22 protein-coding genes are annotated in these 24,318 nt (G+C 57.6%); 13 read left to right on the plus strand and 9 right to left on the minus strand.

Annotated elements, in window-relative coordinates:
* Positions 1-140: 140 nt before the first annotated feature.
* From ACNKU7_RS04900 to ACNKU7_RS04915, 4 genes are read right to left on the minus strand one after another with little or no spacing between them, the layout of a single operon-like run.
* Positions 141-449 carry a DUF6122 family protein gene (locus tag ACNKU7_RS04900; protein WP_418295846.1) on the minus strand — a complete coding sequence of 103 codons (309 nt, stop codon included), beginning with the start codon at positions 447-449 and terminating at the stop codon, positions 141-143.
* Complete coding sequence (locus tag ACNKU7_RS04905) at positions 449-1,123, minus strand: GntR family transcriptional regulator (RefSeq protein WP_418295847.1); 675 nt, start codon at positions 1,121-1,123, stop codon at positions 449-451. The genes ACNKU7_RS04900 and ACNKU7_RS04905 overlap by 1 nt, the downstream gene beginning before the upstream one ends.
* Before the next feature lie 21 nt (positions 1,124-1,144).
* Positions 1,145-2,245 carry a hypothetical protein gene (locus ACNKU7_RS04910; protein ID WP_418295848.1) on the minus strand — a complete coding sequence of 367 codons (1,101 nt, stop codon included), beginning with the start codon at positions 2,243-2,245 and terminating at the stop codon, positions 1,145-1,147.
* Positions 2,246-2,253: 8 nt separating this feature from the next.
* Positions 2,254-2,694: a VOC family protein gene (locus ACNKU7_RS04915; RefSeq protein ID WP_418295849.1), complete on the minus strand. Its 441-nt coding sequence runs from the start codon at positions 2,692-2,694 to the stop codon at positions 2,254-2,256.
* Between the two features lie 144 nt (positions 2,695-2,838).
* Here ACNKU7_RS04915 and ACNKU7_RS04920 point away from each other — a divergent pair, with 144 nt between their 5' ends.
* Both ACNKU7_RS04920 and ACNKU7_RS04925 read left to right on the plus strand, forming a co-directional pair.
* Positions 2,839-3,945 carry an aminotransferase class V-fold PLP-dependent enzyme gene (locus tag ACNKU7_RS04920; protein WP_418295850.1) on the plus strand — a complete coding sequence of 369 codons (1,107 nt, stop codon included), beginning with the start codon at positions 2,839-2,841 and terminating at the stop codon, positions 3,943-3,945.
* A 96-nt stretch (positions 3,946-4,041) separates the two neighbouring features.
* Complete coding sequence (locus ACNKU7_RS04925) at positions 4,042-4,764, plus strand: SIMPL domain-containing protein (protein WP_418295851.1); 723 nt, start codon at positions 4,042-4,044, stop codon at positions 4,762-4,764.
* Positions 4,765-4,812: 48 nt separating this feature from the next.
* Here the strand turns inward: ACNKU7_RS04925 and ACNKU7_RS04930 are convergent, their stop codons facing one another.
* From ACNKU7_RS04930 to ACNKU7_RS04940, 3 genes are all read right to left on the minus strand, one after another.
* A complete protein-coding gene (locus tag ACNKU7_RS04930; RefSeq protein WP_418295852.1) occupies positions 4,813-6,165 on the minus strand; it encodes a metal-dependent hydrolase family protein in 1,353 nt (450 codons plus the stop codon).
* A gap of 192 nt (positions 6,166-6,357) precedes the next feature.
* Positions 6,358-9,165, minus strand: coding sequence for a M16 family metallopeptidase (locus ACNKU7_RS04935; protein ID WP_418295853.1), 2,808 nt, complete (start codon positions 9,163-9,165; stop codon positions 6,358-6,360).
* Between the two features lie 222 nt (positions 9,166-9,387).
* Positions 9,388-10,464: a Glu/Leu/Phe/Val dehydrogenase dimerization domain-containing protein gene (locus ACNKU7_RS04940; protein WP_418295854.1), complete on the minus strand. Its 1,077-nt coding sequence runs from the start codon at positions 10,462-10,464 to the stop codon at positions 9,388-9,390.
* 339 nt (positions 10,465-10,803) lie between these two features.
* On the opposite strand from ACNKU7_RS04940, the gene ACNKU7_RS04945 reads away from it, so the two are divergent.
* On the plus strand, positions 10,804-12,774 hold the full coding sequence (locus tag ACNKU7_RS04945; protein WP_418295855.1) for a VacB/RNase II family 3'-5' exoribonuclease: 1,971 nt from the start codon (positions 10,804-10,806) through the stop codon (positions 12,772-12,774).
* Positions 12,775-12,870: 96 nt separating this feature from the next.
* The gene (locus ACNKU7_RS04950) at positions 12,871-14,343 is read left to right on the plus strand and encodes an aminoacyl-histidine dipeptidase (protein ID WP_418295856.1); all 1,473 of its coding nucleotides are present in this window, start codon (positions 12,871-12,873) and stop codon (positions 14,341-14,343) included.
* 69 nt (positions 14,344-14,412) lie between these two features.
* Here the strand turns inward: ACNKU7_RS04950 and ACNKU7_RS04955 are convergent, their stop codons facing one another.
* Positions 14,413-15,366 carry a WD40/YVTN/BNR-like repeat-containing protein gene (locus ACNKU7_RS04955; protein WP_418295857.1) on the minus strand — a complete coding sequence of 318 codons (954 nt, stop codon included), beginning with the start codon at positions 15,364-15,366 and terminating at the stop codon, positions 14,413-14,415.
* A 408-nt stretch (positions 15,367-15,774) separates the two neighbouring features.
* On the opposite strand from ACNKU7_RS04955, the gene ybaK reads away from it, so the two are divergent.
* The 4 genes from ybaK (at position 15,775) to rdgC (ending at position 18,435) form a co-directional block, all read left to right on the plus strand.
* A complete protein-coding gene (gene ybaK / locus ACNKU7_RS04960; RefSeq protein WP_418295858.1) occupies positions 15,775-16,278 on the plus strand; it encodes a Cys-tRNA(Pro) deacylase in 504 nt (167 codons plus the stop codon).
* Entirely contained in the window at positions 16,265-16,957 is a 693-nt protein-coding gene (locus ACNKU7_RS04965) for an HAD family hydrolase (RefSeq protein ID WP_418295859.1), read from the plus strand. The genes ybaK and ACNKU7_RS04965 overlap by 14 nt, the downstream gene beginning before the upstream one ends.
* Before the next feature lie 139 nt (positions 16,958-17,096).
* On the plus strand, positions 17,097-17,282 hold the full coding sequence (locus tag ACNKU7_RS04970; RefSeq protein ID WP_418296133.1) for a YceK/YidQ family lipoprotein: 186 nt from the start codon (positions 17,097-17,099) through the stop codon (positions 17,280-17,282).
* 163 nt (positions 17,283-17,445) lie between these two features.
* Positions 17,446-18,435, plus strand: a complete 990-nt coding sequence (gene rdgC / locus ACNKU7_RS04975; protein WP_418295860.1) for a recombination-associated protein RdgC — start codon at positions 17,446-17,448, stop codon at positions 18,433-18,435.
* Positions 18,436-18,576: 141 nt separating this feature from the next.
* Here rdgC and gndA read toward each other — a convergent pair whose 3' ends face one another.
* Positions 18,577-20,097 carry an NADP-dependent phosphogluconate dehydrogenase gene (gndA, locus tag ACNKU7_RS04980; RefSeq protein ID WP_418295861.1) on the minus strand — a complete coding sequence of 507 codons (1,521 nt, stop codon included), beginning with the start codon at positions 20,095-20,097 and terminating at the stop codon, positions 18,577-18,579.
* A 142-nt stretch (positions 20,098-20,239) separates the two neighbouring features.
* Between gndA and ACNKU7_RS04985 the strand changes: the two genes are divergently transcribed.
* The 5 genes from ACNKU7_RS04985 (at position 20,240) to ACNKU7_RS05005 (ending at position 24,308) form a co-directional block, all read left to right on the plus strand.
* Positions 20,240-21,361: a hotdog fold thioesterase gene (locus tag ACNKU7_RS04985; RefSeq protein WP_418295862.1), complete on the plus strand. Its 1,122-nt coding sequence runs from the start codon at positions 20,240-20,242 to the stop codon at positions 21,359-21,361.
* Positions 21,362-21,449: 88 nt separating this feature from the next.
* On the plus strand, positions 21,450-21,938 hold the full coding sequence (locus ACNKU7_RS04990; protein ID WP_418295863.1) for a PH domain-containing protein: 489 nt from the start codon (positions 21,450-21,452) through the stop codon (positions 21,936-21,938).
* Between the two features lie 19 nt (positions 21,939-21,957).
* Positions 21,958-22,776 carry an esterase/lipase family protein gene (locus ACNKU7_RS04995; RefSeq protein ID WP_418295864.1) on the plus strand — a complete coding sequence of 273 codons (819 nt, stop codon included), beginning with the start codon at positions 21,958-21,960 and terminating at the stop codon, positions 22,774-22,776.
* 87 nt (positions 22,777-22,863) lie between these two features.
* The gene (locus ACNKU7_RS05000) at positions 22,864-23,295 is read left to right on the plus strand and encodes a hypothetical protein (protein WP_418295865.1); all 432 of its coding nucleotides are present in this window, start codon (positions 22,864-22,866) and stop codon (positions 23,293-23,295) included.
* A 2-nt stretch (positions 23,296-23,297) separates the two neighbouring features.
* Positions 23,298-24,308, plus strand: a complete 1,011-nt coding sequence (locus ACNKU7_RS05005) for a mechanosensitive ion channel family protein (protein WP_418295866.1) — start codon at positions 23,298-23,300, stop codon at positions 24,306-24,308.
* Positions 24,309-24,318 lie beyond the last annotated feature (10 nt).

A 24,318-nucleotide genomic window follows, 5' to 3' on the forward strand; every position in this document is an offset into this window, starting at 1 on the left:
GCCAGAGACACACAACGCTTTAATCACTGAATCCTGGTTTGCGCGGCCGGCATTAGCAGCGGAAAGAATCCCAGCGTAACAGCGCAGGAGATCCCGGAATCGCTTGCGGGCTTGGAAAAAACAGCATTTCAAGCGCCTTCTCAGAAGGCGCAGTCGATCGCATCCAGCAGCATATGGGTCACCAGACCAATACCCAGCCAGCGCACCGGCTTCCAGGGCAGGAACATCATGGCCCCATAAAATGATATCGGGAACATGGTGTGCAGTGGATGGAAGTTGATACTGCAGCGATTCGGGTCGTAAATCGGGCTCGCCAGCAAATGATCCAGGTCGACCAGATTGGCTGCCAACATAAAGAGGGCCGCTTTCTTCCACTCATTGCGAAAGAAAAACCAGGCAATAGCCAAAGGCACCAGTACATGAAGCAGGATATGGAAATAACTAAACATCAGGATTGCATCAACTCTTCTGCAGAAATAGAACCCAGGCCCTCTTCAATATCCTGGCGAATCGCGGTCCGCACTCGCTGGATATCCTTGCTGGCAATGGCCTCAATCAGGTCCTGGTGGCGATCAGGCAACTCCTGCACACCGAACCGCTGGAACACGAGGTGCTGCAGGGGGGCGGTCTGCAACCACAGGCTTTCGATCAGGGACAGAATGATGTGTGGGTGCCCCAGCCGATAGAGGGTAAAGTGGAACTCCAGGTTGCCAGTCACATACTCCTGCATGTCTTTGCTGGCCAACGCCTGGGTAATCCGATCATCCAGCGCTCGCAACTGCGACAGCTCCTCCTCACCGACGAAGGGCAACGCCTGCTCGGCCGCCTGGCACTCGAGCGCCACCCGCGCTGCACAAATTTCGTCCAGCTTTTCACGAGTCATGGTGGGCACAGTGACCCGACGCGTGTCGGACAGCTCCAGTGCACGCTCCGAGGTCAGGCGGCGCAGCGCTTCGCGCACTGGCATCGGACTGCAGTCCAGCTCCGACGCAAGCCCGCGAATAGTGACGGACTTCCCCGGCAGGAACTGCCCCCGCAGGATGGCGTCTCGCACCTGGTAATACACCCGCTCTTGCGTGGTGCGAAACTCTTCCTGCGGTTCGTTGAATGCGGGTTCAGTCATGAAAATGTACCGGCTCGGTAATCAGGTAGACATCGCCAGCTTGTGGGGTGCCTGGTCTCCACCGACTTCGATCATCTCATCGGCGATCGCACCAGTTTGCCACATTTCAAAGAAATCCTCCGCCACAGATTTCGCCGCATCGACCACCGCGTGCCAATAGCGAAGTCGCTCCTCGGTCGTGAGCTTGATGAAATCGTCCCGATCAGGAATCTTTCCGAAGGGCAATTTGGCAACCCAGGCTGGCGATGGCGCCACCAGAATCACATTCTGCATGGCCCCGCCGCGCACCCAGCGCCAGCGGAAGCTTTTATCGAACCAGCCCGGCACCATATACGGGAAAAAGTGCGGATACAGAACCAGCCCCTGCGGGTGCTGGAAACTCAGGTCGAAGTGATAGTCGGTAATACCGCCATCACGGTAGTTCCCGGAGGGCGCTCCGTGCGGTGTCGGCACTCCGGCCATCACCAGCGGAATGGATCCACTGGCCAGTACTGAGGCACAGACATTTTCCTGGTTGAGGCGGATATTCGTAGTACTGAGGTGATCGAAGGCAATTCCCGGCTGCTCTCCCGCATGGAAAACCACCCGATCCCAGAAAGCGCTCAGACTGCGCCGGCTCACCGCGTTGGCAAGTGCTGACGCCATCAGCGCCGGTGCCAGCACCAGCTTTTTCTCACTGCCCAGGGGGCCGCGGCCACGCACAGTGACAAAGTGACTGTGCCAAACGGGATTACCGGCGACTTCCAGGGCACCGGTGCTCCCAAGCACCTCCTGAAGAATCTCCTCCCCCGCCGCAGTGACTTCCGCGGGCGTCGGTCGATCCGTCGCGTACGACTGGTTGATATAGCCGTATTCCAGCCTTTCCAGCGCTTCCATGGGGTTGGCGGTGGCATAGCACATATTGCGAAAGCTGCCGATAGACGACCCAAGGGTCACTATCGGCGCCGTGCGATCGCGGAAGAACTCGCTGATCAACACCCGATCAAGCTGACTGATGGCCAGCCACTTGGGGCCACCGGAGGCGCCAACCAGGGTGGAAACCTGCCCCTGATGCAACCCCTCTTCGCGCACCCGGCGCGCCGCATTGGCACCAGCAAGTACTACACAACTTCTCTGCTTCACGGGCGAGATCACCATTCCCCGGTATTTTCCATGGACGCCCAGGGTTCCTGGGGTTCAAGGGGATCACCCTTTTGCAATAATTCGATGGAGATGTTGTCCGGGGAGCGGATAAAGGCCATATAACCATCCCGTGGCGGGCGATTGATGGTCACCCCCATATCCATCAGGCGCTGACAGGTCTCGTAAATATTGTCTACCCGGTAAGCAAGGTGGCCAAAATTTCGACCGCCGGAGTAGGACTCAGGATCCCAGTTGTAGGTAAGCTCCACACAGGGGCTCTTGCTCTCACGGGCTGCCTCTGCGTCGCCGGGCGCAGCGAGAAACACCAGGGTAAACCGGCCTTTTTCGTAGTCATTGCGGCTCACTTCGACCAGGCCGAGCTTGTCGCAATAGAACTTCAAAGATTCGTCCAGATCGGTGACACGCACCATAGTGTGCAAATATTCCACTGCAGGTCCTCCTTAGCGGGATTACAATCGCGGGACAACTTAATCGGTAACCAAATCAGATACCAGAGCGAAATGTACCAAAAATACTATCGTCAGTTTTTGCAGGCGGCACAAAATGCTGCCTCCCCAGAATGCCCCGAAGCCATGCTGCACATGGCATGCCACTCCCATCACTACTGGCCGGATGTGACCCTGGACGCGATTCAGCAGTACTGGCATGAGGCCGCCCAGCTGGCCGATGCAAAATGGGAGATTATCTTTGGGGAAAAAATTCCCGCTTTCCAGCGAGCAATTGCCGACACGCTGAATTTGCCAGCACCCGAACAGATTGCGCTCGCCCCCAATACACACGAGCTTGTGTACCGGCTGTTGAGCGCCTTCGACCTGAACAAGCCCCTGCGAATATTGACCACCGACGGGGAGTTTTACAGCTTCGCACGCCAGTTACTGCGCCTCGAAGAACATACCAGCGTTGAGGTGGTGCGCGTCCCGACACAGCCTTTCGGTACCCTGCCCCAGCGCTTCGAACAGGAATTGCAAACAGGCGACTACCAACTGGCCTACGCCAGCCAGGTATTCTTCGATTCAGGCGTAGCCTTCCCGCAACTGCTGGAAATCGCGGCGCGCAAGCCCGACGCAACCCAGATGGTGATCGACGGATATCACGCGTTCTTTGCGCGTCCGACGGATCTCAGCGCTGTCGCCGACAAAGTCTTCTACACCGCCGGCTCATACAAATACCTGGGTGCCGGTGAAGGCATGTGTTTCATGTCAGTACCCCGCGGCTGCCAGCTTCGCCCGCTGAATACCGGCTGGTTTGCGGAAATGGCCGAGCTGGAGAACCGCGCTGAAGGCGTGGGTTACGGCGACAACTGGCTGCGCTTCGCCGGCGCCACCATGGACTACTCCCCCCTGTACAAGGCGCTGGCGGTTCTGGACATGTTCAAGCGCGATAATATTTCCGTGGAAACGATTCATCGCTACGTGCAGGGCAACCAGCAACGCTTTCTCGCGGCAATGGACGCCGCTTCGCACCCCCTGCTGAATCGCGGCAACCTGATTCATCACGACCTGGAAAATGGCCATGGCCACTTTTTCACATTCCGCTGCGGCTCTGCACAGAACGCAGAAGAGCTGCAGGCGGAACTGCGGAAGAAAAATGTGCTCTGCGATCGTCGACAGCAGTTACTGAGACTGGGCTTTGCAATTTACCACCCGCAGGAAGAATCGTTCGAGCGGCTGTTCACGTGAGATTCATCTTTTTCAGATAACAATGGACACCATTACACATCGGTTCATCACCGTTTAATGTAATTTGTAGTACCTCTGGCAATATAAGGATTCGCCATGCAAAACACTGTCAAACTGTTTTCGGCCGGCCTGCTCGCCGGCCTTCTGGCCTTCACCGCCGGCTGCGGCAACAGCACCGAAGGCAACCGCTCAGGCACGCTGATTTCCATTTCATCTCAGGGCGAAGCCAGCCGTGCGCCGGATATTGCTGATCTCTCTGCTGGTGTGATTACCGAAGCGGAAGACAGCGGCGCAGCCATGCAGGCCAATGCCGAGCAGATGGAAAACCTGATGAAAGCCATCAAAAAAGCCGGCATCGAAGACAAGGATGTGCAAACCAGCGGTATCAGCCTGTCCCCGCGCTACGATTACCAGCCAAATCGAGAGCGCCAGCTGCTCGGATACCAGGCCCGCAACACCGTGAACATCACGGTGCGCAAACTGGAATCGCTAAGCAAGGTGATTGATGCCTTGGCCGCGGCGGGCGCCAACCAGATTCATGGCCCCAGCTTCTCCATCGGCGAGCCGGAACCGCTGCTGAGCGAAGCTCGGGAACAGGCCCTGGCGCTGGCCCGTGCCCGCGCTGAGTCTTATGCGGATTCCCTGGGCACCAAAGTCGTTAGGATTGTCAGCATTTCAGAAGGCAGCCACGGCGGCATGCCACGACCAATGATGCGCGCAGAAATGGGTATGGCCAAAGATGCAGCCAGCACCCCCATCGCGCCGGGTGAAACCAGCGTTTCCGTCAACCTGGAGCTGGTGTTCGAACTGGCGAAATAAGCTTTAGCCAGCTCCCCTGGGGAATTCCAGGGGAGCTGGGTATAGCCATCACTCTGGCTGTTTGTATACCTTTCCACTTTTCATTACGAAACGAACATTCTGCAAGGTAGCGATGTCTTCCAGCGGATTTCCCTCCACCGCAATCATATCGGCCCATTTTCCCGCACTGACACTACCCAGCTCATCCTGGGCATTCAGCAATTGCGCCGCATTCCAGGTCGCAGAGCGAATAGCGTCACCTGGGGTCATCCCGCTCTGCACCATCAGTACAAACTCCTGAGCATTATCGCCGTGACGGCTCACCCCGGAGTCGGTGCCGAACGCGATATTCAATCCTTTGCGGTAGGCGCGACCGAAAGTGTCCTGTATTAGCGGCCCAATTGCCGCAGCCTTGACCCGCACCATATCCGGAAAGAATCCATCCACCTGCGACTTGTGGGTAACCCACTCGCCCGCCATCAGCGTGGGCACATACCAGGTATCGTGCTCTTTCATTAACGCCATGGTCTGGTCATCCATGTAGGTGCCATGTTCAACAGAGTCGACGCCGGCCTTGATCGCCCGCTCCATTCCTTCCTTGCCGTGGGCGTGCACCGCTACCGTGAAGCCGTAATCCTTTGCCGTGGCCACAATCGCTTCGAGTTCGTCTTCCATAAACTGCGGGTTCTGACCACTCTTCGCCACACTCAGCACGCCGCCTGTAGCCGTAATCTTGATCAGGTCGGCGCCATCTTTGTAACGCTGACGCACTGCCTGCCGGGCACTGGCAACACCGTTCACAACGCCTTCGGCGGCCCCGGGACTACCCATAAGGCTCATTCGGTATCCATTTGTGGGATCTGCATGCCCGCCGGTAGTGGCAATGGATTTTCCCGCAGTGAAAACGCGCGGCCCGACAATATCACCACGGTTAATCGCGTTGCGCAGGCTCACTGTGACATTGCCGCTGTCCCCCAGATCCCGAACCGTGGTAAACCCGGCCATCAGCGTGCGCTCAGCGGTGTTTACCGCACGCAGGGTGTAATCAGCCGGGTTCCAGGTAAAAGTCTCGGTATAGGTGCGCGGGCCATACTCATAGGCGAGATGCGTATGCATATCCATCAAGCCGGGCAGCACAGAATAAGCGCGCAGGTCGATTACCCGCTCCCCTTCCCGCTGCAGAAACCCCCGTTCAACAGACTCCACTTTGCCGTCAACCACATGCACGGTGCGCTTCTCTAGTAGCCGTCCGGTTTCACTGTCGAACAGCCAGCCCGCCTGAACCGCCAGATTTTCTGCTGAAGCAGTGGAAGAAACGCCGAGCAAGAGCATCAGGCCAAACAGGCGCGACGTAAGACTTGCGAGATTCGTCCAACGCCCTGAAGTCGCATGGAAAGAGTAAAAAGTAGGAATTGCGGTCATTGTCGCCCCGTGAAATGACCGGAAGATACCCGGGATAGTTACCGGTTGGCACTTCCGGCCAGATTTATTGTTATCGATGAAGGCGACAATTTACCGTAATTGGGCGGAAGCGCAAAAGTCGGGCGCAGCTTTACAGCGCACCTTATGTAACAAGCCCGGAGCGATACCTCTACCAGGTATCCCCCTGCCGGATCACTGCTTACCCGGCAGCACCTCAACCGGGCCGATATTCAGTGCTTCGATTTCTTTCTGAATCTTGCTGAGGTCGCCAACCACGACCCAGGTGAACTGATCCGGGAAGAGGTACTGCCTGGCCGCAGCCTCGACCTGATCCTTGCTCAGGGCACCTACCCGCTGCGGGTATTCCGCAATGTATTCCGGGGGCAGGCCTTTCTCTACCTGCCAGGCAATGCTCGACAGCAGCTGGCCCTTGGTCTGGAATCGTGCGCTCTGCTTCAGCACTTCATCATCTATATAGTCAGACAGTTCGCTGTCCTTGACCGGGCGGCTGGATAAAAACTCCCGATACTCTTTCAGCAATTCGCGCATGGCAGGAGCCGTTTTGTCGGTTTGCACGGGCGCAAATACGATATACGGGCGCTGGGCTTCCGTATCGAGCGAGACAGCGCGGGCGCCGTAGGACCAGTGCTTGTCCTCGCGCAGATTCATATTGATACGGGAGGTAAACTTGCCGGCAATAACCGATGCCATTGCATCGAAAGCTTCGGCCCCTTCCGGTTTCCACGGTGGGATCACCAGGCCCGCCATAATGTAACTCTGTTGGGCTCCCGGCCGATCCAGCAGGAATATCCGAGCCTTCTCAGGGCGGGCCACCTCCGGCAATTCCAGTGCCCGCACCGGCTCCCTGGGTGCCTCCCAATTGCCAAGTGTCTCGTTCAGCAGGCGGTAAATCTCGTCTTTGCTGACATCCCCAACGACGGTCAATTGCGCGTTGTCCGGGCGCAGCCAGGTTTGGTGGAACTTCACCAGGTCGTCGCGGGTAATCGCCTTGACCGCCTCCACCGTGCCCGATCCGGTCAACGGTGCGCCGTAGGGGTGATCTTTCCCGAACAGCAGCGGCGGCAATTCGCGCATAGCCAGCCCCTGGGGCTGCGCCTCTTCCTGGGCGATAGCATCCAGCCAGTTGGACTTCACCCGTGCAAGATCCTCCTCGGGAAAACGCGGGCTCGAGATAACATCACGAAACAGCTCAAGTGACGGTTTCAACTGGGTTTTCAGGGCACTAAAGCTCAACGAGTTGTAGTCCAGGCCACTGCTGGCACCAACGCTCGCTCCCAGCTCCTCTTGCCGCGCGCTGAAATCCAGGCTGTCGAAACTGCCGGCACCCTCACTCAACATCCGCGCAACGACCGAAGCCAACCCGGGTTTGTCACCATCTGCCGAGGCGCCGCTGCGGTACTGCAGGTTCATCAACACCACCGGGGTATCGTGGCGCTCCGCCAAAACGACCTTGAGACCATTATCCAGCGTGAACGCCTGCTGCTCGGGCAGCTCGAGCTCTACCGTCTTATCGACGGCGGGCAACTTGGTGCGATCCACATCTTCACCAGTCACGCCGTATTTGTCTTTGGGTTCAATAATGAGTGTGTAGTGTTCGGGCCGCAGCCACTTGTGTGCGGTGTTCTGAACTTCCTCGGCCGTCACCGCGGCGTAATCCTTCAGGCTATCCAACAGCGCCCCGGGATCGTCGTAATAAAACTCGGAGCGGGCCAGGATATCGGTTTTGCCACCAAAACCTCCGATTTTCTCCAGCCCTTTCACAAGTCCGGCAAATTCACTCTGCTTGATACGTTTTAGCTCTTCTACCCGAACCCCGTTCTTGGCAAACTCGGCCAGCTCATCATTGAGCAGCTTTTCCACCGCATCCACAGACTGCCCCGGTTTGACATCCACCATGATGAGCAGCTGGCCGGCCAACTGGCGACCGTAATAGAACGCACTGACGCTGGTAGCTACCTGCTCATCCCTTACCAGGCGGCGATACAGCAGGGAGTTCTTGCGATTCGCCAGCAGCGAGGTGAGCAAATCCAGCGCGTTCTCCTCATAGCTGCCGATAGCGGGCACATTCCAGACCTTGTATATGCGAGTCTGGGGCACCTGATCCGTCATCAACTCGCGCTTGTTCACCTGCGCAGGCAATTCCCAGCTTTTAAGTTGGGCAGGCACCGATGTACTGGGGATGTCTCCGAAATACTGGCGCGCCTTGGCCATGGCATTTTCCACCGTGATATCACCGGCAATAACGAGCATTGCATTGGCTGGTTGGTAATAATCGGTGAACCACTGTTTAACATCATCCAGGCTTGCGTTATCCAGATCCTCCATCGAACCTATGGTGGTCCAGGAGTACGGGTGATCAGAGGGAAAGGTGCTCTTGGCAATGACATCGAACGCCCGGCCGTAGGGTGCATTTTCCCCCTGGCGTTTTTCATTTTTGACCACACCGCGCTGCTCATCGAGCTTTTCCTGGCTGATGGCGCCCTTGAAATGGCCCATCCGGTCAGACTCCATCCACAGCGCCATATCCAGCGCACCAACCGGCACGGTTTCAAAGTAATTGGTTCGGTCGTTGTTGGTGGTGCCGTTCATGTCCGTGGCACCCGAGCGCTGAAACGGCTCGAAGTATTCACCCGGTGCGTTTTCCGAGCCATTGAACATCAGATGTTCGAACAGGTGGGCAAAGCCGGTTTTGCCCGGACTCTCATCCTTTGAACCGACCTTGTACCAGATATTGATCGCGACCACCGGTGCCTTGTGATCCTCATGCACGATCACGGTGAGCCCGTTTTCCAGTACTTCCTTGTGAAAGGGAATATCGATTTTTGGCACTTCGACATCCGCGCCACTGCCGCGGGCAGCCGCTTTGCTGCTGGCGGCCGCCTTCTTATCCACGGTCAATGCGCGATGGGTTTCGGGCTCGTCCTGCGGCGAAGCTTCCCGCTGGCACCCGGCAAGCGCAACGAAAAGAAATAAGGCCATTGCTGCCAGCCGGCAGGGAGCGCTGCACATCTGCATGGTTCGTGATCCCGATTTATGTCGTTAAAGGCGATATCGGCCGGGAATTACAGGGTACAGCAGCCGCCAAAGAGCACGCCCTCCCGCCGTGAGCGCATTTAGTTTAGGCAAAAAAAACGGGCGCCGTAGCGCCCGAAAAATACCTCACAGAGAGACGATAACGTCGTCGCGGGGATTTGAAATAATTTACGCCGCAGCAGAATCGGCGCCATTGAGTGTGTCTTTGTGCCCGAAGCGCTCCTCGGCAATACGGTCGGCCACATGTGCCGTGGTTTCGCCAGTTTCATCGGCACGCTGGAAAACTTCCTGCATGGTGGTGCCAATGGATTCGATATGAGCTTTTACCTGCTCGGGATTGTAGTCACCAAGCTGTTGATAGTAGACATCAATAATACCGCCAGCGTTGATGACGTAGTCCGGCGCGTAAAGAATGCCTTTTTCGCGCAGCGCAGCGGCGTGACGCTCTTCAGCCAGCTGATTGTTGGCGGCGCCGGCAATGGCACCAACCTTCAAGCGCTCAATCGTGTTGTCGTTGAGGATTGCGCCCAGGGCACAGGGGGCAAACAGGTCGACATCCAGGTCAAAAATTTCGTCGGCGGTCACCGCAGTGGCTCCGAGTTCATTGACGGCACGGTCGATGTTGTCCTGGAAAATATCTGTGACAAACAGCTCGGCACCGGCATCCTTTAACAGTTTGGCAAGACGGAAACCCACATTGCCAACACCCTGGATAGATACCTTGAGACCATTCAGGTCAGTACGGCCCCAGCGATGCGCTACCGCCGCCTTGAGGCCGACGAACACGCCGTACGCCGTTGACGGGGACGGGTCGCCACCGTGTTCCTGACCCGCAGTCACGCCGGAAACAAACTCGGTGCGTTCGCCGATAATTTTCATGTCCGCCACGCTGGTGCCAGAGTCTTCCGCCGTGATGTAACGGCCGCCAAGGGTGTTCAGGAAGTCACCCATGGCGCGCAGCAGTTCCGGTGTCTTCTCCTTGCGCGGATCGCCGATAATCACGGACTTGCCACCGCCCAGCTTCAGCCCGGCCATGGCCGACTTGTAGGTCATACCGCGGGACAGGCGCAATACGTCATTCAGGGCTTCGCTGTCATCGGCGTAAGGCCACATGCGGCAGCCGCCCAGTGACGGGCCCAGGTTGGTGTTGTGTACGGCGATAATCGCTTTCAGGCCGCTTTTGGCGTCATGATAGAAAGCCACTTCTTCGTGATTATCGTAGGCAGGATGGGAAAAAACACTCATAAACGTTCCTCTTCGGAGGCCGGTTTTGCAGTTGCGTCAGCTTCCACCAATTTTGTCGGTTTTGCCCGCGACCGCGATTTATTCTAGGCCCCTAAGAATATATCCACTGCCCCAATAAAGACATTGCGATCTTTGCGCAAACAGACCACCCAGTGCCATTCCCATCCCACATTTTAATTAATTTTAGGATGAAATATCATAATTGAACACATCCCACCAAGCAGTCACCTATCGCCGTTTTCTTCCCGGAAATAGCCCGGGTACGAACCAACCTAAATATGGCCAGTTAATGTCGGTCTGGTAGAATCCGCGCCCAAACAGACCCACAGAGATTTATTCATGCTCAATGCCGACGCCCTCAAACAGCTCACACAGCTGAAAACCGACATCCGCTCCACCAAGGAATTCGCCGAAGGGCGGGTGCGCGGCAGTAACGGCAAATTCGGATTTGTGGTGCTGGACGACGGACGTGAAGCCTTTCTGGCGCCGGCGGAAATGGATCGGGTGTTCCCTGGTGACCGGGTTCGTGTCAGCCTGACGGAAGAGGAGCAGGGTAAGCTCTCCGCCGAGCTGGACGCACTGGTGGAATCCGACCTCAAGTACCTGGTGGGCGAATACATTCAGCGAGGACAGGGCCACTTTGTCCAGCCGCGCGAGCACGGCCTGTCGCGCTGGATTTTCCTGCCCCCAAAAGCCCGCGGCAAAGCCCAGCCCGGCGAGTTCATCGCCTGCACCATCGCTCGCCACCCGTTCAAGGATGGCAAGGCCCAGGCCAAGGTCGAAGGCGTGATTGGCAAACCGGACATGGCGGGCATCGAGCATGCCTTCACCGTGGCCCAATACCGCCTCCCCGCCCGGTTCAGCCAGGCGGCAATCGAACAGGCCGCTAACCTCCCAGCGCAACTGGAGAGCGTCTGCGCGGAGCGCAAGGATCTTTCGGATCTCGGCTTCGTGACGATCGATGCGGAAACCACCAGGGATATGGACGATGCACTGGCGGTGACCAAAACCGACAGCGGCTGGAAGCTGCACATCGCAGTCGCCGATCCCTCCAGTGTGATCGAGCCTGACAGCGCCCTGGACAAGGAAGCACGCACTCGCGCCAACAGTGTTTACCTGACCGGCGAAACCCTGCCAATGCTGCCCAATAACCTGTGCGAAAACGGCTTTTCCCTGCTGGCGGGCGAATTGCGTCCCGCACTGGTGATGCATATCGAGGTTGGCGACGACGGCGCGCTGAACGGTTTTGAATACGAGTTTGCAGCCATCCGTTCCCAGCACAAGCTCAGCTACGAACAGGTTGCGCGCTATGTTGATGGTGACAGCACTGCGGTGCCGGAAGGCCAGCACGAGAGCCTGCGCCTGCTGGATGACCTGAGCAAGGCCCGCGCTGCCTACCGCGCTGGCCACTCCCTGATAATGGAGGATCGTCCGGACTACGAGCTGATCCTGAACGAGCAGCGCAAGGTCGAGCGTATCGACAAGCAGGAGCGCAATGCCGCCCAGCGCATGGTGGAAGAAGCCATGCTGGCAACCAATATCTGCGCAGGCAACAAGCTCGCCGAGCTCGGCGCCGGGTGTTTCTCCATTCATCTCGGCTTCCGCGACGAGCGCATGGCCGAAATACGCGCGCTGCTGCAGGAGACGCTGCCAGAGTATGCCGAGCAGGATCTGCACCAGCTCGACAACTACCTAAAGCTGGTAAAAACCCTGGAATCCCACAGCGAGCCAGAGATGCAAAATGTACTCTCGGTTCTTAAGCGCATGCTGCGCCCGGGCGAACTCAGCCACAATGCCGCGCCGCACCTGGGGCTTGGCCTTGCGCATTACGCAACCGTGACGTCGCCCATCCGCAAATTCAATGACCTGCACAACCACCGCGTATTGCGAGCGGCCCTGGCAGGCGCCGCCCTGCCCCAACTGGACAATGCCGACGCCCTGCAACAGCGCGTAACCACCGGCCGCCAGGCGGATCGCGCCCTGCAACAGTGGCTGTGCTGCCAGTACCTGGAAGGCCAGGTCGGTCAGGTGTTTAGCGGCACCATCACCCTGGTGAACGGTGCTGGCATCGGTGTGCGCATGGATGACAACGGCATCAATGGCTTCGTGCGCTTCAACGGCAAGAAAAACCCGTTCGAGTTCGATGGCAAACGCCTCACCATTACCCGTGGCGAGGAACGCTTCCAGCTGGATCAAACTGTTGAGGTCAAGCTGGCTGCGGTCGATACCGAAAAACGACGCATCGCGCTGGAACTGGTACAGGCCGGCGCCGAGGAAACCGCACCGGCAGCGGCCGAGCAATACCGATAAGCCCACGCATCGAACTAAACTTTCCAGCCCCGGGGCCAAAAGCCCCGGCGGACACCACCGGCCCCGGAACCCGCGGCCCTGTTATAAGGAAATCCCATGTCGAATATCGCTGAACTGAATCCCGTTCCGCTGTGGAAACATTTCGCCAAACTGTGCGAGATCCCCCGCCCCTCCAAGCATGAAGACAAGGTCGTGGCGTATATCGTCGACTTTGCCAAGAATCGCGGGCTCGATGTGCAGCTGGACGAAATCGGCAACGTCATCATCAAGAAACCGGCGACCCCGGGCATGGAAAACCGCAAGAAGCTCGCCATGCAAAGCCACGTGGACATGGTGCCGCAGAAAAATGCCGACACCGACCACGACTTTCTGACCGACTCCATCAAACCCTACATCGACGGTGAGTGGGTAACCGCGGAAGGCACCACACTGGGTGCCGACAATGGTATCGGTGTGGCCGCAATTCTGGCTTTGCTCGAATCCACCGACATCCCCCACCCGGCACTGGAAGCCCTGCTGACCATCGACGAAGAAGCGGGTATGACCGGAGCGAAAAACCTGCAACCGGGATACTTTGAAGCGGATCTGCTACTGAACCTGGACACCGAAGACGAGGGTGAACTGTATGTGGGCTGTGCCGGTGGCGTGGACGTAAATGCCGCGCTGGCATACACCGCTGAAGCGGTCCCCTCCGGCCACCAGGCCTTCAAGCTCAGCGTGCGCGGTCTGCGCGGCGGTCACTCAGGGCTGGATATCGACAAGGGACGTGGCAACGCCAACAAGATCGCCAACCGCATTATCGATGCAGCACAGGGCGAACTCGAAAGCGTGCGCATCGCCACCCTCGATGGCGGCAGCCTGCGCAATGCCATCCCGCGCGAGTCATTCAGCGTGATCACCGTCGCAGCCGACCAGAGCGAGCGCCTGGCCGAGATCGTGCAACAGGCGTCCGCGACCATCAAAGCCGAACTCAATAACGAGGAGCGGCTCGATATTGCGCTGGAACCCACCGAACTGCCCGGCAGCGTTATGGATGTTGCCAGCCAGCAGAAACTGATCCAGCTGATCCGCTGCTGCCCCAACGGCGTAGAGCGCATGAGCACAGCCCTGGAAGGTATCGCCGATACTTCCAATAACCTGGCGCGGGTGGTTACCGAAACCGTAGATGGGGAGAGTCGGGTACGTTTCCAGTGTCTGGTGCGCAGCCTTTCCGACAGCGCCCGCGATCAGCACGGCCTCAATGTTGCCGCCGCGTTCAAACTCGCCGGTGCCGATGCCTCCCTCGACAATGCCTACCCGGGCTGGACGCCTAATATGCAGTCTCCCCTGCTGGCACTGATGAAGGACGTTTACAAGGAAATGGAAGGCAAGGAGCCGGAGGTCAAGGTGATTCACGCGGGACTCGAGTGCGGCCTGCTGGCCAAGCCCTATCCCAACTGGGACATGGTCTCTTTCGGGCCTACTATCCGCCGCGCGCATTCGCCGGAAGAGCGAGTACACATTGAGAGCGTGGGCAACTTCTGGGAATACTTCCTGAAAGTTGTCGCAGCGATTCCTGCGGCCAACTAAAGGGCAAAAGAAACGGCCAGCGGTACACGCCGCTACGCCAGGCCCTGCCATCCGGCAGGGCCTGTTTATTTAGCCCCCGGATTTCTTTACAGACAGCGTTGCCACCCGGCCATCGTGCCCGGCGGCAAGTATGACCTCCTTCCCCCCCACCGTTTTGCCAACAGCCAACGTGTAGTAACCGTTTCCGGGCATCGCTCGCCAGGTTGTGCCGTGATCGAAAGACACATCACTTCCCGTTTTTCCGGAAATCACACACAGGCGTTCAGCGCATGCCATGGCCGTGCGCAATCCGCGTTGGCCGGTGTCCAGGGATTGCCACCCCTGGTCACCGAAAGCTGCCACATTCGGATATTTGCCCGGGCGATTCTGGAAATCCCCGCCCATGACAAAGACCTGCCCCTGCCGGTTTCGCCCGAGCGCGTAGCCACCGGAAGTCGCAGTTTCGCTATGGATCGGTACCGGAATACGTTCCCAGCTCTGCCCAAAATCGCTTGTTGAGTACACGGAAGCGGCAAAGCCACCGGTGGTGAACCAGGCTTCGCCCGCTGCTCCGGCAATCAGCGTATTGCCACTGGCAGCAAACGCGGCCTCATTTTCGGATAGTGACGGCAGGTGATCCCGATCCACACGCTTCCAGCTGCGGCCGCCATCGCGGGTCCGCATTACCACGTAATAACCGTCAACTGGATCCCCCAGTAACAGTCCATCATTGCGACTCCAGAACGCAATAGAGTCAAAAAAGCCCGTGGAATCGGGGTTGCTGTATAAAAGCTCCCAGTGCCCACCGCCATCCTCGGTGAGGTAGAGACGTGATTCCGAACCGGTGCCTACCCCCATGACAATCGCCGTATGGTCATCGAACACTTCAATATCCCGAAAATCGGTCACCGGTTGCCCGGTAACTGACACATCCTGCCATGTGTCGCCGCCATCGATGCTTCTGAACACCGCATTTTCCGTACCCGTCACCCAAAACGATGATTTACCAACGGCACTGCCGCGCAGCGATACTTTTCTCTCCAACTGGGATTCCTGCCACTGAGGCAGTGGATCAGCTGCATAAACACTCGGCCCGGCAAAAGGCAAGGAAAATAGAATGGGCACTAGGAGCATTCGCATGGCGTTTTCCTGAGGTGTAGTCCTACACAGTTGCGCGGCAACAGCTAGCGCATCTCCGGCCAATATAGGCGTATTTCCCGCGCAACTTCAATTTGCAAAATCAAACATGAGGCGCGCAACCGGGATATACAGCGGTTGAGGGTACAGGGGTTTTCTGGGACTATCTGCGGGAAACAGTGCCAACAATGTTTCAAAACACATGGAACAACCGCAGTACGATGTCTGCACCATTGGGACAATAAGCCGACTCGCCAAATTATTTGAAAAGCCCGATATTATTTTCCAACCTCAAACGCCTGCAAGGAATGCATCATGACTCCGGCAATCAACTTCGCCGAGAAGGCGAAAATCAAATACACCATCCACGAGTACAGCCACGATGCTACAGCCGAATCCTATGGTTTGGAGGCAGCAGAAAAACTGGGCCTGGAACCTCACAGGGTATTCAAAACCCTGGTCGTGACACTGGACGGGAAATCGCTTGCTGTGGCGGTGTTACCGGTGGGGTTGCAGCTCAATATGAAACTGATTGCCAAAGCCGCCGGCGCCAAGAAGGCGGCCATGGCGGATAAAGACGATGTCATGCGCTCATCCGGCTACGTCCTCGGTGGCGTGAGCCCACTGGGCCAGAAAAAACGCCTGCCCACCTATCTCCACAATTCTGCAAAAGCACTGGAAACCATCTTTGTCAGCGCCGGGCGCAGGGGACTTGAGATCGAACTGGCACCCGGCGATCTGGTTTCCCTGACCAGAGGGCAATTTGCCGAACTTTGCGTGACAACTTCTACCGCGGAGCAATCCGATGCCCAATTATGAATGGCTGTTATTTGACCTCGACGGAACCCTGAGCGACCCCGCAGAGGGGTTTGTAAACTCCATGAACTACGCACTGGTGGCCCACGATTTCGCTCCACGGGAATCCGGTGCCCTCACACCCCATATCGGCCCGCCACTGGAGCAAACCGTTGCCCACCTGATTGGCAGCGGGAGTGCATCCCTAGTTAACTCAATGCTCTCCAGTTATCGCGAACGATATGGCGAAATCGGCTATACGGAAAATGCGCTCTACCCTGGAATTGCTGAGATGCTGGAAACCCTGAGCCGAAGTAACGACATCCGTCTGGCCGTCTGCACCTCAAAACGGGCAGATTTTGCCTGCAAAATTATTGAACGATTCGATCTCCAACACTACTTCGAGTTTGTTAGTGGCGGAGATGTTGGCATCGCGAAGTGGCAACAATTGAAAAAATTATTAGTGGAAGAGCGCATCAGTTCGAGAACTCTAATGATTGGTGATCGCCATTTTGATATCACTGCTGCACACAGAAATGGTATGGACAGCGCCGGCGTGCTCTGGGGATATGGTTCGGAGGAGGAGCTTAATATCCATCGCCCAAAATACCTTTTTAGTTACCCGCATGGGATAACCAGTCTTTTTTCCCGCAAGAAACATCCAAGCACTTATATAGCCAGCTCAACAACCGAGAGGAAATAAAATGCGCCATACGATAAAATCGGTGTTCGTTCTTACACTGGCCGTTTTCATGAGTGGATGCGGCACTTTTACCACATTGAGCAGTTCCGACGAAGAGATCGCAACCCGCCTGAAAAAACGCAATAGCAGCTGTGAAACCATGCCGCGGGTTTACAGTGGCATTGCCTACAATATGTGCAAGCTGAATTCGAACGGCAGCTCCATTTATTTCGATGACCTACTCGGGCTTACTTTACTTGACAGTTTGCTATCGGCGGCGACCGATTCTATCGCTTTGCCATATACCCTATATACACAACAGTCACAGGGAAACATTCCTCTCTAGAAAGTGGATCTAGGGTCAGCGTACCAACCGTTACCTGATCAAACCTCGAGCAATACAAAAACAACCACCCAAAATGGAAAGGGCCTGTTTTTTACTGGCCCCCTCCCTTCCGAATCCGCATAATATCCGGCTGCTTTAAGTAACCAGACCAACGGCCCGATGTATGTGGTTTAAGAACCTGCGCGTATACCGCCTCACTCGCGAATTCAGCCTGTCTGCTGAAAAACTGAACGAACTTTTGGAGCCAGCCGCGTTTACGCCCTGCGGCAGCCAGGATATGTCCCGCTATGGCTGGGTGCCACCACTGGGCCGCCACGGCAGCGAGCTGGTGCACGCAGCCAATGGCTACCTGATGGTGTGCGCCAAGAAGCAGGAAAAGGTCATTCCGGCCGCCGTCATCAACGAGCGCGTTGAAGAGATGGCCCAGGCCATCGCCGATAAAGAGGCGCGCAGTGTCGGCCGCAAGGAGCGCCAGAACCTCAAAGACGAAGTGCTGCTGGAAATGCGCCCCAAGGCCTTCGCACGTTCGCGCCTGCAGTTTGCCTATATCGATCCCAAAGATGGCTGGATAGTCGTCAACGCGTCGTCCGCCAAGGGCGCGGAGGAGCTGCTGGAAAACTTGCGCGAGGCGATCAGCAGCCTGTCCGTAATACCGCTCACGGCCAAAAATATCCCCCAGCAGTCCATGACCCACTGGCTGACCGCCCCGGAAGCACCGGCCAACTTCGAGTTTGGGCAAGAGTGCGAACTGCGCGACCCGCAGGAATCCGGCAGTGTGATCCGCTGCAAGAACCAGGATCTGTGCGCAGAGGAAATTCACAATCACCTGGTGGCCGGTATGCAGGTGCACAAGCTCGGACTCATCTGGCGGGACGGCGTGGAACTGATGGTCGACGACCAGTTGGCAATCAAACGCCTCAAGTTCAGCGATGCGGTCACCGAGAAAGCCGACAACGTCGATGCCGACAACGCAGCGCAGCGCTTCGATATCGAATTTTCCGTAATGACCCTGGAAATTTCCGCGCTGCTGAAGGATCTGCTCACAGCGTTTGGCGGCCTTAACACGGATACCGCCAGTGTCGAAGAAATCGTGGCCCGCGCGTCCCGCGCCGAAGCCGACCAGTTGGCGGCCGAGGTCGAAGAGGTATTCTGATCCCGCGCGGCGACGATCGGCCTTAGTTCCCGGAAGTTGGCTCGCTGACCAGGGACAAATGGAGGCTGAGCTTGCAAGCAGGCACAAAAAAACGGCCGCATAATTGCGGCCGTTTTTGTAAGTAACGCACTACCAATTCAATCAGATTTTTGTCACCGGACGTCCCGGTTCGCTCCAGCGCACATGAAACTTCTGCTGCTCGGGTCGATCGACCCGGGAGAAGGTGTGTGCACCAAAGAAATCACGCTGCGCCTGCAGCAGGTTCGCCGGCAGTGATTCGCGACGGAACGCATCGTAGTAGCTCAGAGCTGAAGACAACGCCGGCACCGGGATACCACCGAGGGTCGCGTCCGCCACCGCACGGCGCCAGTTGCCCTGGTGGCTGGCAATCTGCTCGATGAAGAAATCATCCAGCAGCAGGTTGGAAAGCTTGGTATCACGCTCGTAGGCATCACTGATGGATTGCAGGAAAACCGCGCGGATAATGCAGCCGGCACGCCAGATGCGCGCGATTTCAGCGAAATTCAGCTCCCAGCCCTGCTCCCGTGCGGCCAGCTTCATCAGGTCAAAGCCCTGCGCGTACACACAGATTTTGGCGCAGTAGAGCGCATCGTGCAGTTGCGCAATTACCGCCTCGCGCTGGTCCTCCGGTACCGGCTGCACCGCAGGCCCTTCCAGTTTCTTCGCTGCGCGGGTGCGCAGAACCTTGCGGGTCGAGAGCGACCGGGCGAACACCGCTTCGGCAATGCTCGGGGCCGGGCAGCCTACCTCGAGACTGCTTACCGCGGTCCACAGACCGGTACCCTTCTGCCCGGCCCGGTCCAGGATCACATCCACCAGCGGCTGCCCGGTCTCGGAATCGTCGGTGGACAGAACCTCGGCGCTGATATCGATCAGATAGCTGTTCAGCACGCCCTTGTTCCACTCGCGAAATACATCCGCAATTTCTTTCGGGTTCATTTCCAGCGCACTGCGCATCACATCATAGGCTTCACAGATCATCTGCATGTCGGCGTATTCAATGCCGTTATGCACCATTTTCACAAAATGGCCAGAACCGATGGGGCCAATGTAGGCCGCGCAGGGTTCTCCCTCTGTGACCGGGTTGCCCGGCTCGAAACGCTCGATAGGCTGGCCGCTCGCCGGATCCACTTTAGCGGCAATGGCATGCCACACCGGTTCGATACGCGCCCAGGCGTAGCGGTCGCCGCTCGGCATCAGTGACGGCCCGAAGCGCGCGCCGACTTCACCACCGGAAACGGCCGTGGTGAAGAAAATCAATTTGCCCTCGTAGCGCTTGCAGCGCTCTACGGAATCAGTCCATAAGCTGTTGCCGGTATCGATCACGATATCGTCAGCCTGCAACCCGGCGTCCAACAGTTTGTTGCACACGTCGTCTACCGGCGCACCGGCAGGAACAGACAGGATCACCAGGTGTGGCGCCTTAACCCGCGAGAGCAATTCTGTATAGGAATTGCACACTTCTACGCGCGGGGGCTGATCGCCCCGTTCCAGCGCGTCCTGCTCAAGCAGCGCCTCGAGACGACTGTGGTCAAGGTCAAAGGCGCAAACGCGGTAACCGTTGTCCGCCAGGTTGAGAATGAGGTTTTTCCCCATGACTCCCGCGCCAATAAAACCAATATCGCACAGTGAATCTGACATGAATCTCTCCAATTTCGTGGTACAGCTTGAGGCGCGCGGAGTATAGCAATCTGCAGCCGCGCCCGGGAGCCAAAATGAAGGGTAATCTGGCAACCGCCGGGCACCGACATTAGTATCCCGGCAGGCGCGGAGGTAAAACGCTATGGGCAAATTTCGCGACGTTACGGATGAGCCTCATCGCGGTGCAATTGGCGATCTGCGGGCGCTGCAAACCCCCGGCCTCGAGACCTTCAGAAAGTTCACTTACGGACAGCTGCCGGGCCCGCCGATTTGGCGGCTTACCGGGATGCAACCAACGGAATCCGGCCTTGGGCGGGCGACCTTCGCCATGCCAGTAACGCCATGGCTGGAAGATTCAACCGGCATCTACTGGGGTGGGCTCTACGCGCTGTTTGCCGATTCCCCACTCGCGGCCGCGATCTGGACCACCTTGCCAGCGGGCAAGATCCTCTCTACGTCCGAGCTCAACCTGTACTACGTGCGCCCAATGAGCAGGGACACGCAAAACATGGTGGGACGGGCAAAAATTGTACACTCCGGCAGCCAGGTCGGACTGTCATCCGTCGACATCATGGATCAACACGGCCGGACACTGGCATTTGGCAGCTCCCGCTGCATCATCAGTGATTTCCCCGTCGATCCGGATCAGCCCTTCGAGCCACCGGATCTGGGGCCGGAAAACTCGCCGGATCCGTTTCTGCGAGCGCCACCGGAGTTCAATCTGGCACAACTGAAACATTTCGGGGATCAGGTTCCCATTGAGTGCCAGAGAGCCACGATTGAGGAAGGTAGAACACACCCGGTGTGGCACTTTACCGGCTATCGGCCGCGGGAAGTGGAAGATGGCTATTGCCGTGCAACCATTCCGTCGTCCCCCTGGTTTTCAAACGGAAATATCGCCATTTATGGCGGTCTTCTCGCCTGGGCCGCCGATTTCACAATGGGCGCATCGGTATATTCCACACTGCCAGCGGGCGACATTTTCGCCACTATGGACATTCATATCCGCTACACCCGACCCGCCGCGTTGAATGACGGCGATATCACCCTGATTGCGCGGGTACGTCATCGCGGCCGGCGATTGAAAGTCGCGTCGTGCGAAATCACCAATAACAAGGGCAAGCGCCTCGCGATGGCGACCGCCTCAGCCCTCGTGATAACCGATGGCGCGCGGCAGATCAGCCAGGGTATCCCACCGGAAGATATTATTGCGCATGCCGCGAAGGATGTTTCAAAGCACCTGCTGTCGCGCCGCCAGTGGTAATGGTTTGCGGTGCCGGGGGAATTTCGCAATACTCGGCCGCAAGCCACTGACTGGCCAGCATTTACGTAAATAATCTACGGATCACTCTATGCCGCTTGAGTTCTCTGCCCCCTGGAGTCGCCAACTGAAATGGCTGACCGGCATCACCTGCCTTTTCCTGATCGGTGTTTCCATCACCATGCAACTGAATGCCCAGGAAAACCCGCCGCTGATGTATCGCATTGGTATCCTGTTACCGCTCATTGTGTTGTTCACTGCGGCGCTATTCGCGATTCGGGGCTATCGAGTAGAACAGGATCGATTGCTGATTCTGCGTCCGGGTTGGCACAGCAGTATTCCGCTGAAGGACATCCAGTCTGCCGAATTCATACCGGATGCGATGGCTGGCTCAATCCGGCTTTTCGGCAATGGTGGCCTGTTTGGATATATCGGGCTGTTCCGCAACAAACCCCTTGGCCGCTACCGCGCGTTCGTCACAGACGCATCCCGCACGGTAGTGATTCGCCGCGGAGTCTCAACGGTGGTCGTTTCGCCGGGAGAGCCCGAGCGCCTGGTGCAAACATTGAATTCAAAATAAAAGACAAGGAACCTAGTCCATGACCCCCCTATTCCGATCACTGCGTTTGTTTCTGGCCACCGTCGGATTTGCCCTGCCGACCACCGCGCTGGCATCAGAGTGCGTGATCCTGCTACATGGGCTGGCCAAATCAGATACGTCGATGAAAAAGCTCGAGTCATCCATTGCGGACGCGGGCTTCAATACGGTTAACGTAAACTATCCCTCCACGGAATTCTCCATAGAACAACTCGCGGGCCCCGCGATTGCGCCGGCCCTCGACACCTGCCAGGCTCAAGCGGCGGCCACCGGCGAAGATCTCTCCCGCGTGCATTTTGTTACCCACTCCATGGGAGGCATTCTCGTCCGCCAGTACCTCAGCCGGGTCGCGATCGACAATCTGGGCCACGTGGTCATGCTGGGGCCGCCCAATAAAGGGAGCGAAGTGGTCGACAAACTGGGGCGCTTCCCCGGTTTCCAGTTCATGTTTGGCGATGCAGGGCTGCAACTGGGTACTGGAAAACTGAGCGTGCCCAATCAGTTGGGCCCCGCGGATTTCGATCTTGGCATCATCGCAGGCACCCGCAGTATCAACCTGTTCCTGTCGCAGATGCTGCCGCAGTCGGACGATGGCAAGGTGTCCGTTGCAAGCACCAGGCTGGAGGGCATGAACGATCATATTGAGATGCCTGTTACCCATGTGTTCATGATGAAGAACCGCCAGGTAATCAAACAGGTGATCCACTACCTGCAACATGGCCAGTTCCTGCGGGAAAACCCGCTACCCGATACCGGCCGTTCTGCCGGCACGCCAGCGGCGCCAGCCCCGGCAGTCTCGCCCACTTCGCTGGCGCCATAATCGTCTACACTGAAACCAGAGTCTTTTTCCGCGCTCGAACTGGGGCTGCGGCGAACGCGCCCGCTATCACCTGTTGCAGGAGTTCTCTTGGCGAAAACGATCTGGTTTATATTACCGCTGCTTTTGCTGACACTGGTTGCCGCGCTTGCCGGCCCCAGAAACGAGCAACGCAGTGAACGCATACTGTTCTCTGGGACGGGCTCTTCCGGCGGTATGCAGGCGACGCAGGTGGCCGCTTCCATACGCGGCTACCAGACCATCGAGTACTTGGTCGAGGCAAAAACCGGCCAGTCACTGGCACTCGACCTGCACAGTAACAACATCGCGAGCGCCTTCCGTATCACTGCTCCGGCAGCACCAAGGGCGATGCATAGCGCCAGCGGCCAGAGTTCCCGGTTCAAGGGCACCCTGCCGCGGGACGGCACCTACCGAATTGAAATATTCCTCAAAGACCACGCAGCAGAAAATGGTGAACGCGCTGCCTTCTCACTCGATATCCGCCTGAGCGATCCGGGCTGACCATGCCCCATCCCCACCTGCTGCGCCAGGCCGTAGATGCCGACCTGGATTCCGCCCTCGAGCAAGTCGACAGCTGGGTCGACGGCGCCATCCACCTTTTACCCAACTTCTGCGTGGCCCTGGTGGTATTGCTGGTCTTCTACCTCTTGGGCACCCTGTGCCGGAAACTGGTTCAGCGTCACCTCACCCGACGCAGCCGCGACAATCTCGGGGAAGTGCTCGGCAGTCTCGTCAAATGGTCAGTGGTATTTGTCGGGTTATTACTGGCGGCCACTATCGTTATGCCCAGCCTGAAGCCGGGCGATCTGATTGCCGGGCTTGGGGTAAGCTCTGTCGCCATAGGCTTTGCATTCAAGGACATTTTGCAAAACTGGCTCGCGGGCCTGCTGATTCTGATTCGCCAGCCCTTCGCGATCGGCGACCAGATAGAAGTCAGTGGCTTTGAAGGCACGGTAGCCCGAATAGAAACCCGCGCAACGCTTATTGATACCTATGACGGCCAGCGGGCGGTCATCCCCAACAGCGACATTTACACCAACGCGGTTCTGGTCAAAACCGCATTTGAGAAACGCCGCAGCGAGTACGACATCGGCATTGGCTATGGCGATGATATCGGTAAAGCCTGCGAGGTTATTCAGCGGGCCCTGCTTGAGATCGACGGGGTGTTGAAGCAGCCAAAACCGGAAGCACTGCCGTGGGATCTCGCCGCCAGCTGGGTGACCATCCGCGCGCGCTGGTGGACCCACAGCCGCCAGACCGATGTCTCACATATCCATGCCCGGGTAATCAAGGCGGTCAAGCAGGCGCTCGACTCTGCGCATATCGACATGCCCTATGAAACCTGCGTGCACCTGTTTCACGACCAGACAGAAGAGACCGACGGTGACCGCAATCGCCAGAGAGAGGGCTGGCCGGTGGTGGAGGGTGACAGCCCGGCCCCGCGCTGGAAAGTGCAGCGTGAGCGCGCAGCTGGGGGAGACAAGCAAGGGCCGGCGGCAATCGATGACTCTTGACTGTAATGGG

It is taken from the genome of Microbulbifer weihaiensis (assembly GCF_048323715.1).
Classification (GTDB): domain Bacteria; phylum Pseudomonadota; class Gammaproteobacteria; order Pseudomonadales; family Cellvibrionaceae; genus Microbulbifer.

Bases quoted from the DNA above. Each gene is read 5' to 3' on its own strand.
- ACNKU7_RS04935 (WP_418295853.1), bottom strand. From the start codon at position 9,165: ATGGCCTTATTTCTTTTCGTTGCGCTTGCCGGGTGCCAGCGGGAAGCT.
- ACNKU7_RS04945 (WP_418295855.1), top strand. From the start codon at position 10,804: ATGCTCAATGCCGACGCCCTCAAACAGCTCACACAGCTGAAAACCGAC.
- ybaK (WP_418295858.1), top strand. From the start codon at position 15,775: ATGACTCCGGCAATCAACTTCGCCGAGAAGGCGAAAATCAAATACACC.
- ACNKU7_RS04940 (WP_418295854.1), bottom strand. From the start codon at position 10,464: ATGAGTGTTTTTTCCCATCCTGCCTACGATAATCACGAAGAAGTGGCT.
- ACNKU7_RS04985 (WP_418295862.1), top strand. From the start codon at position 20,240: ATGGGCAAATTTCGCGACGTTACGGATGAGCCTCATCGCGGTGCAATT.
- ACNKU7_RS04930 (WP_418295852.1), bottom strand. From the start codon at position 6,165: ATGACCGCAATTCCTACTTTTTACTCTTTCCATGCGACTTCAGGGCGT.
- ACNKU7_RS04990 (WP_418295863.1), top strand. From the start codon at position 21,450: ATGCCGCTTGAGTTCTCTGCCCCCTGGAGTCGCCAACTGAAATGGCTG.
- ACNKU7_RS04950 (WP_418295856.1), top strand. From the start codon at position 12,871: ATGTCGAATATCGCTGAACTGAATCCCGTTCCGCTGTGGAAACATTTC.
- ACNKU7_RS04905 (WP_418295847.1), bottom strand. From the start codon at position 1,123: ATGACTGAACCCGCATTCAACGAACCGCAGGAAGAGTTTCGCACCACG.
- ACNKU7_RS04920 (WP_418295850.1), top strand. From the start codon at position 2,839: ATGCTGCACATGGCATGCCACTCCCATCACTACTGGCCGGATGTGACC.
- rdgC (WP_418295860.1), top strand. From the start codon at position 17,446: ATGTGGTTTAAGAACCTGCGCGTATACCGCCTCACTCGCGAATTCAGC.
- ACNKU7_RS05005 (WP_418295866.1), top strand. From the start codon at position 23,298: ATGCCCCATCCCCACCTGCTGCGCCAGGCCGTAGATGCCGACCTGGAT.
- ACNKU7_RS04970 (WP_418296133.1), top strand. From the start codon at position 17,097: ATGCCGCGGGTTTACAGTGGCATTGCCTACAATATGTGCAAGCTGAAT.
- ACNKU7_RS04965 (WP_418295859.1), top strand. From the start codon at position 16,265: ATGCCCAATTATGAATGGCTGTTATTTGACCTCGACGGAACCCTGAGC.
- ACNKU7_RS04900 (WP_418295846.1), bottom strand. From the start codon at position 449: ATGTTTAGTTATTTCCATATCCTGCTTCATGTACTGGTGCCTTTGGCT.
- gndA (WP_418295861.1), bottom strand. From the start codon at position 20,097: ATGTCAGATTCACTGTGCGATATTGGTTTTATTGGCGCGGGAGTCATG.
- ACNKU7_RS04995 (WP_418295864.1), top strand. From the start codon at position 21,958: ATGACCCCCCTATTCCGATCACTGCGTTTGTTTCTGGCCACCGTCGGA.
- ACNKU7_RS04925 (WP_418295851.1), top strand. From the start codon at position 4,042: ATGCAAAACACTGTCAAACTGTTTTCGGCCGGCCTGCTCGCCGGCCTT.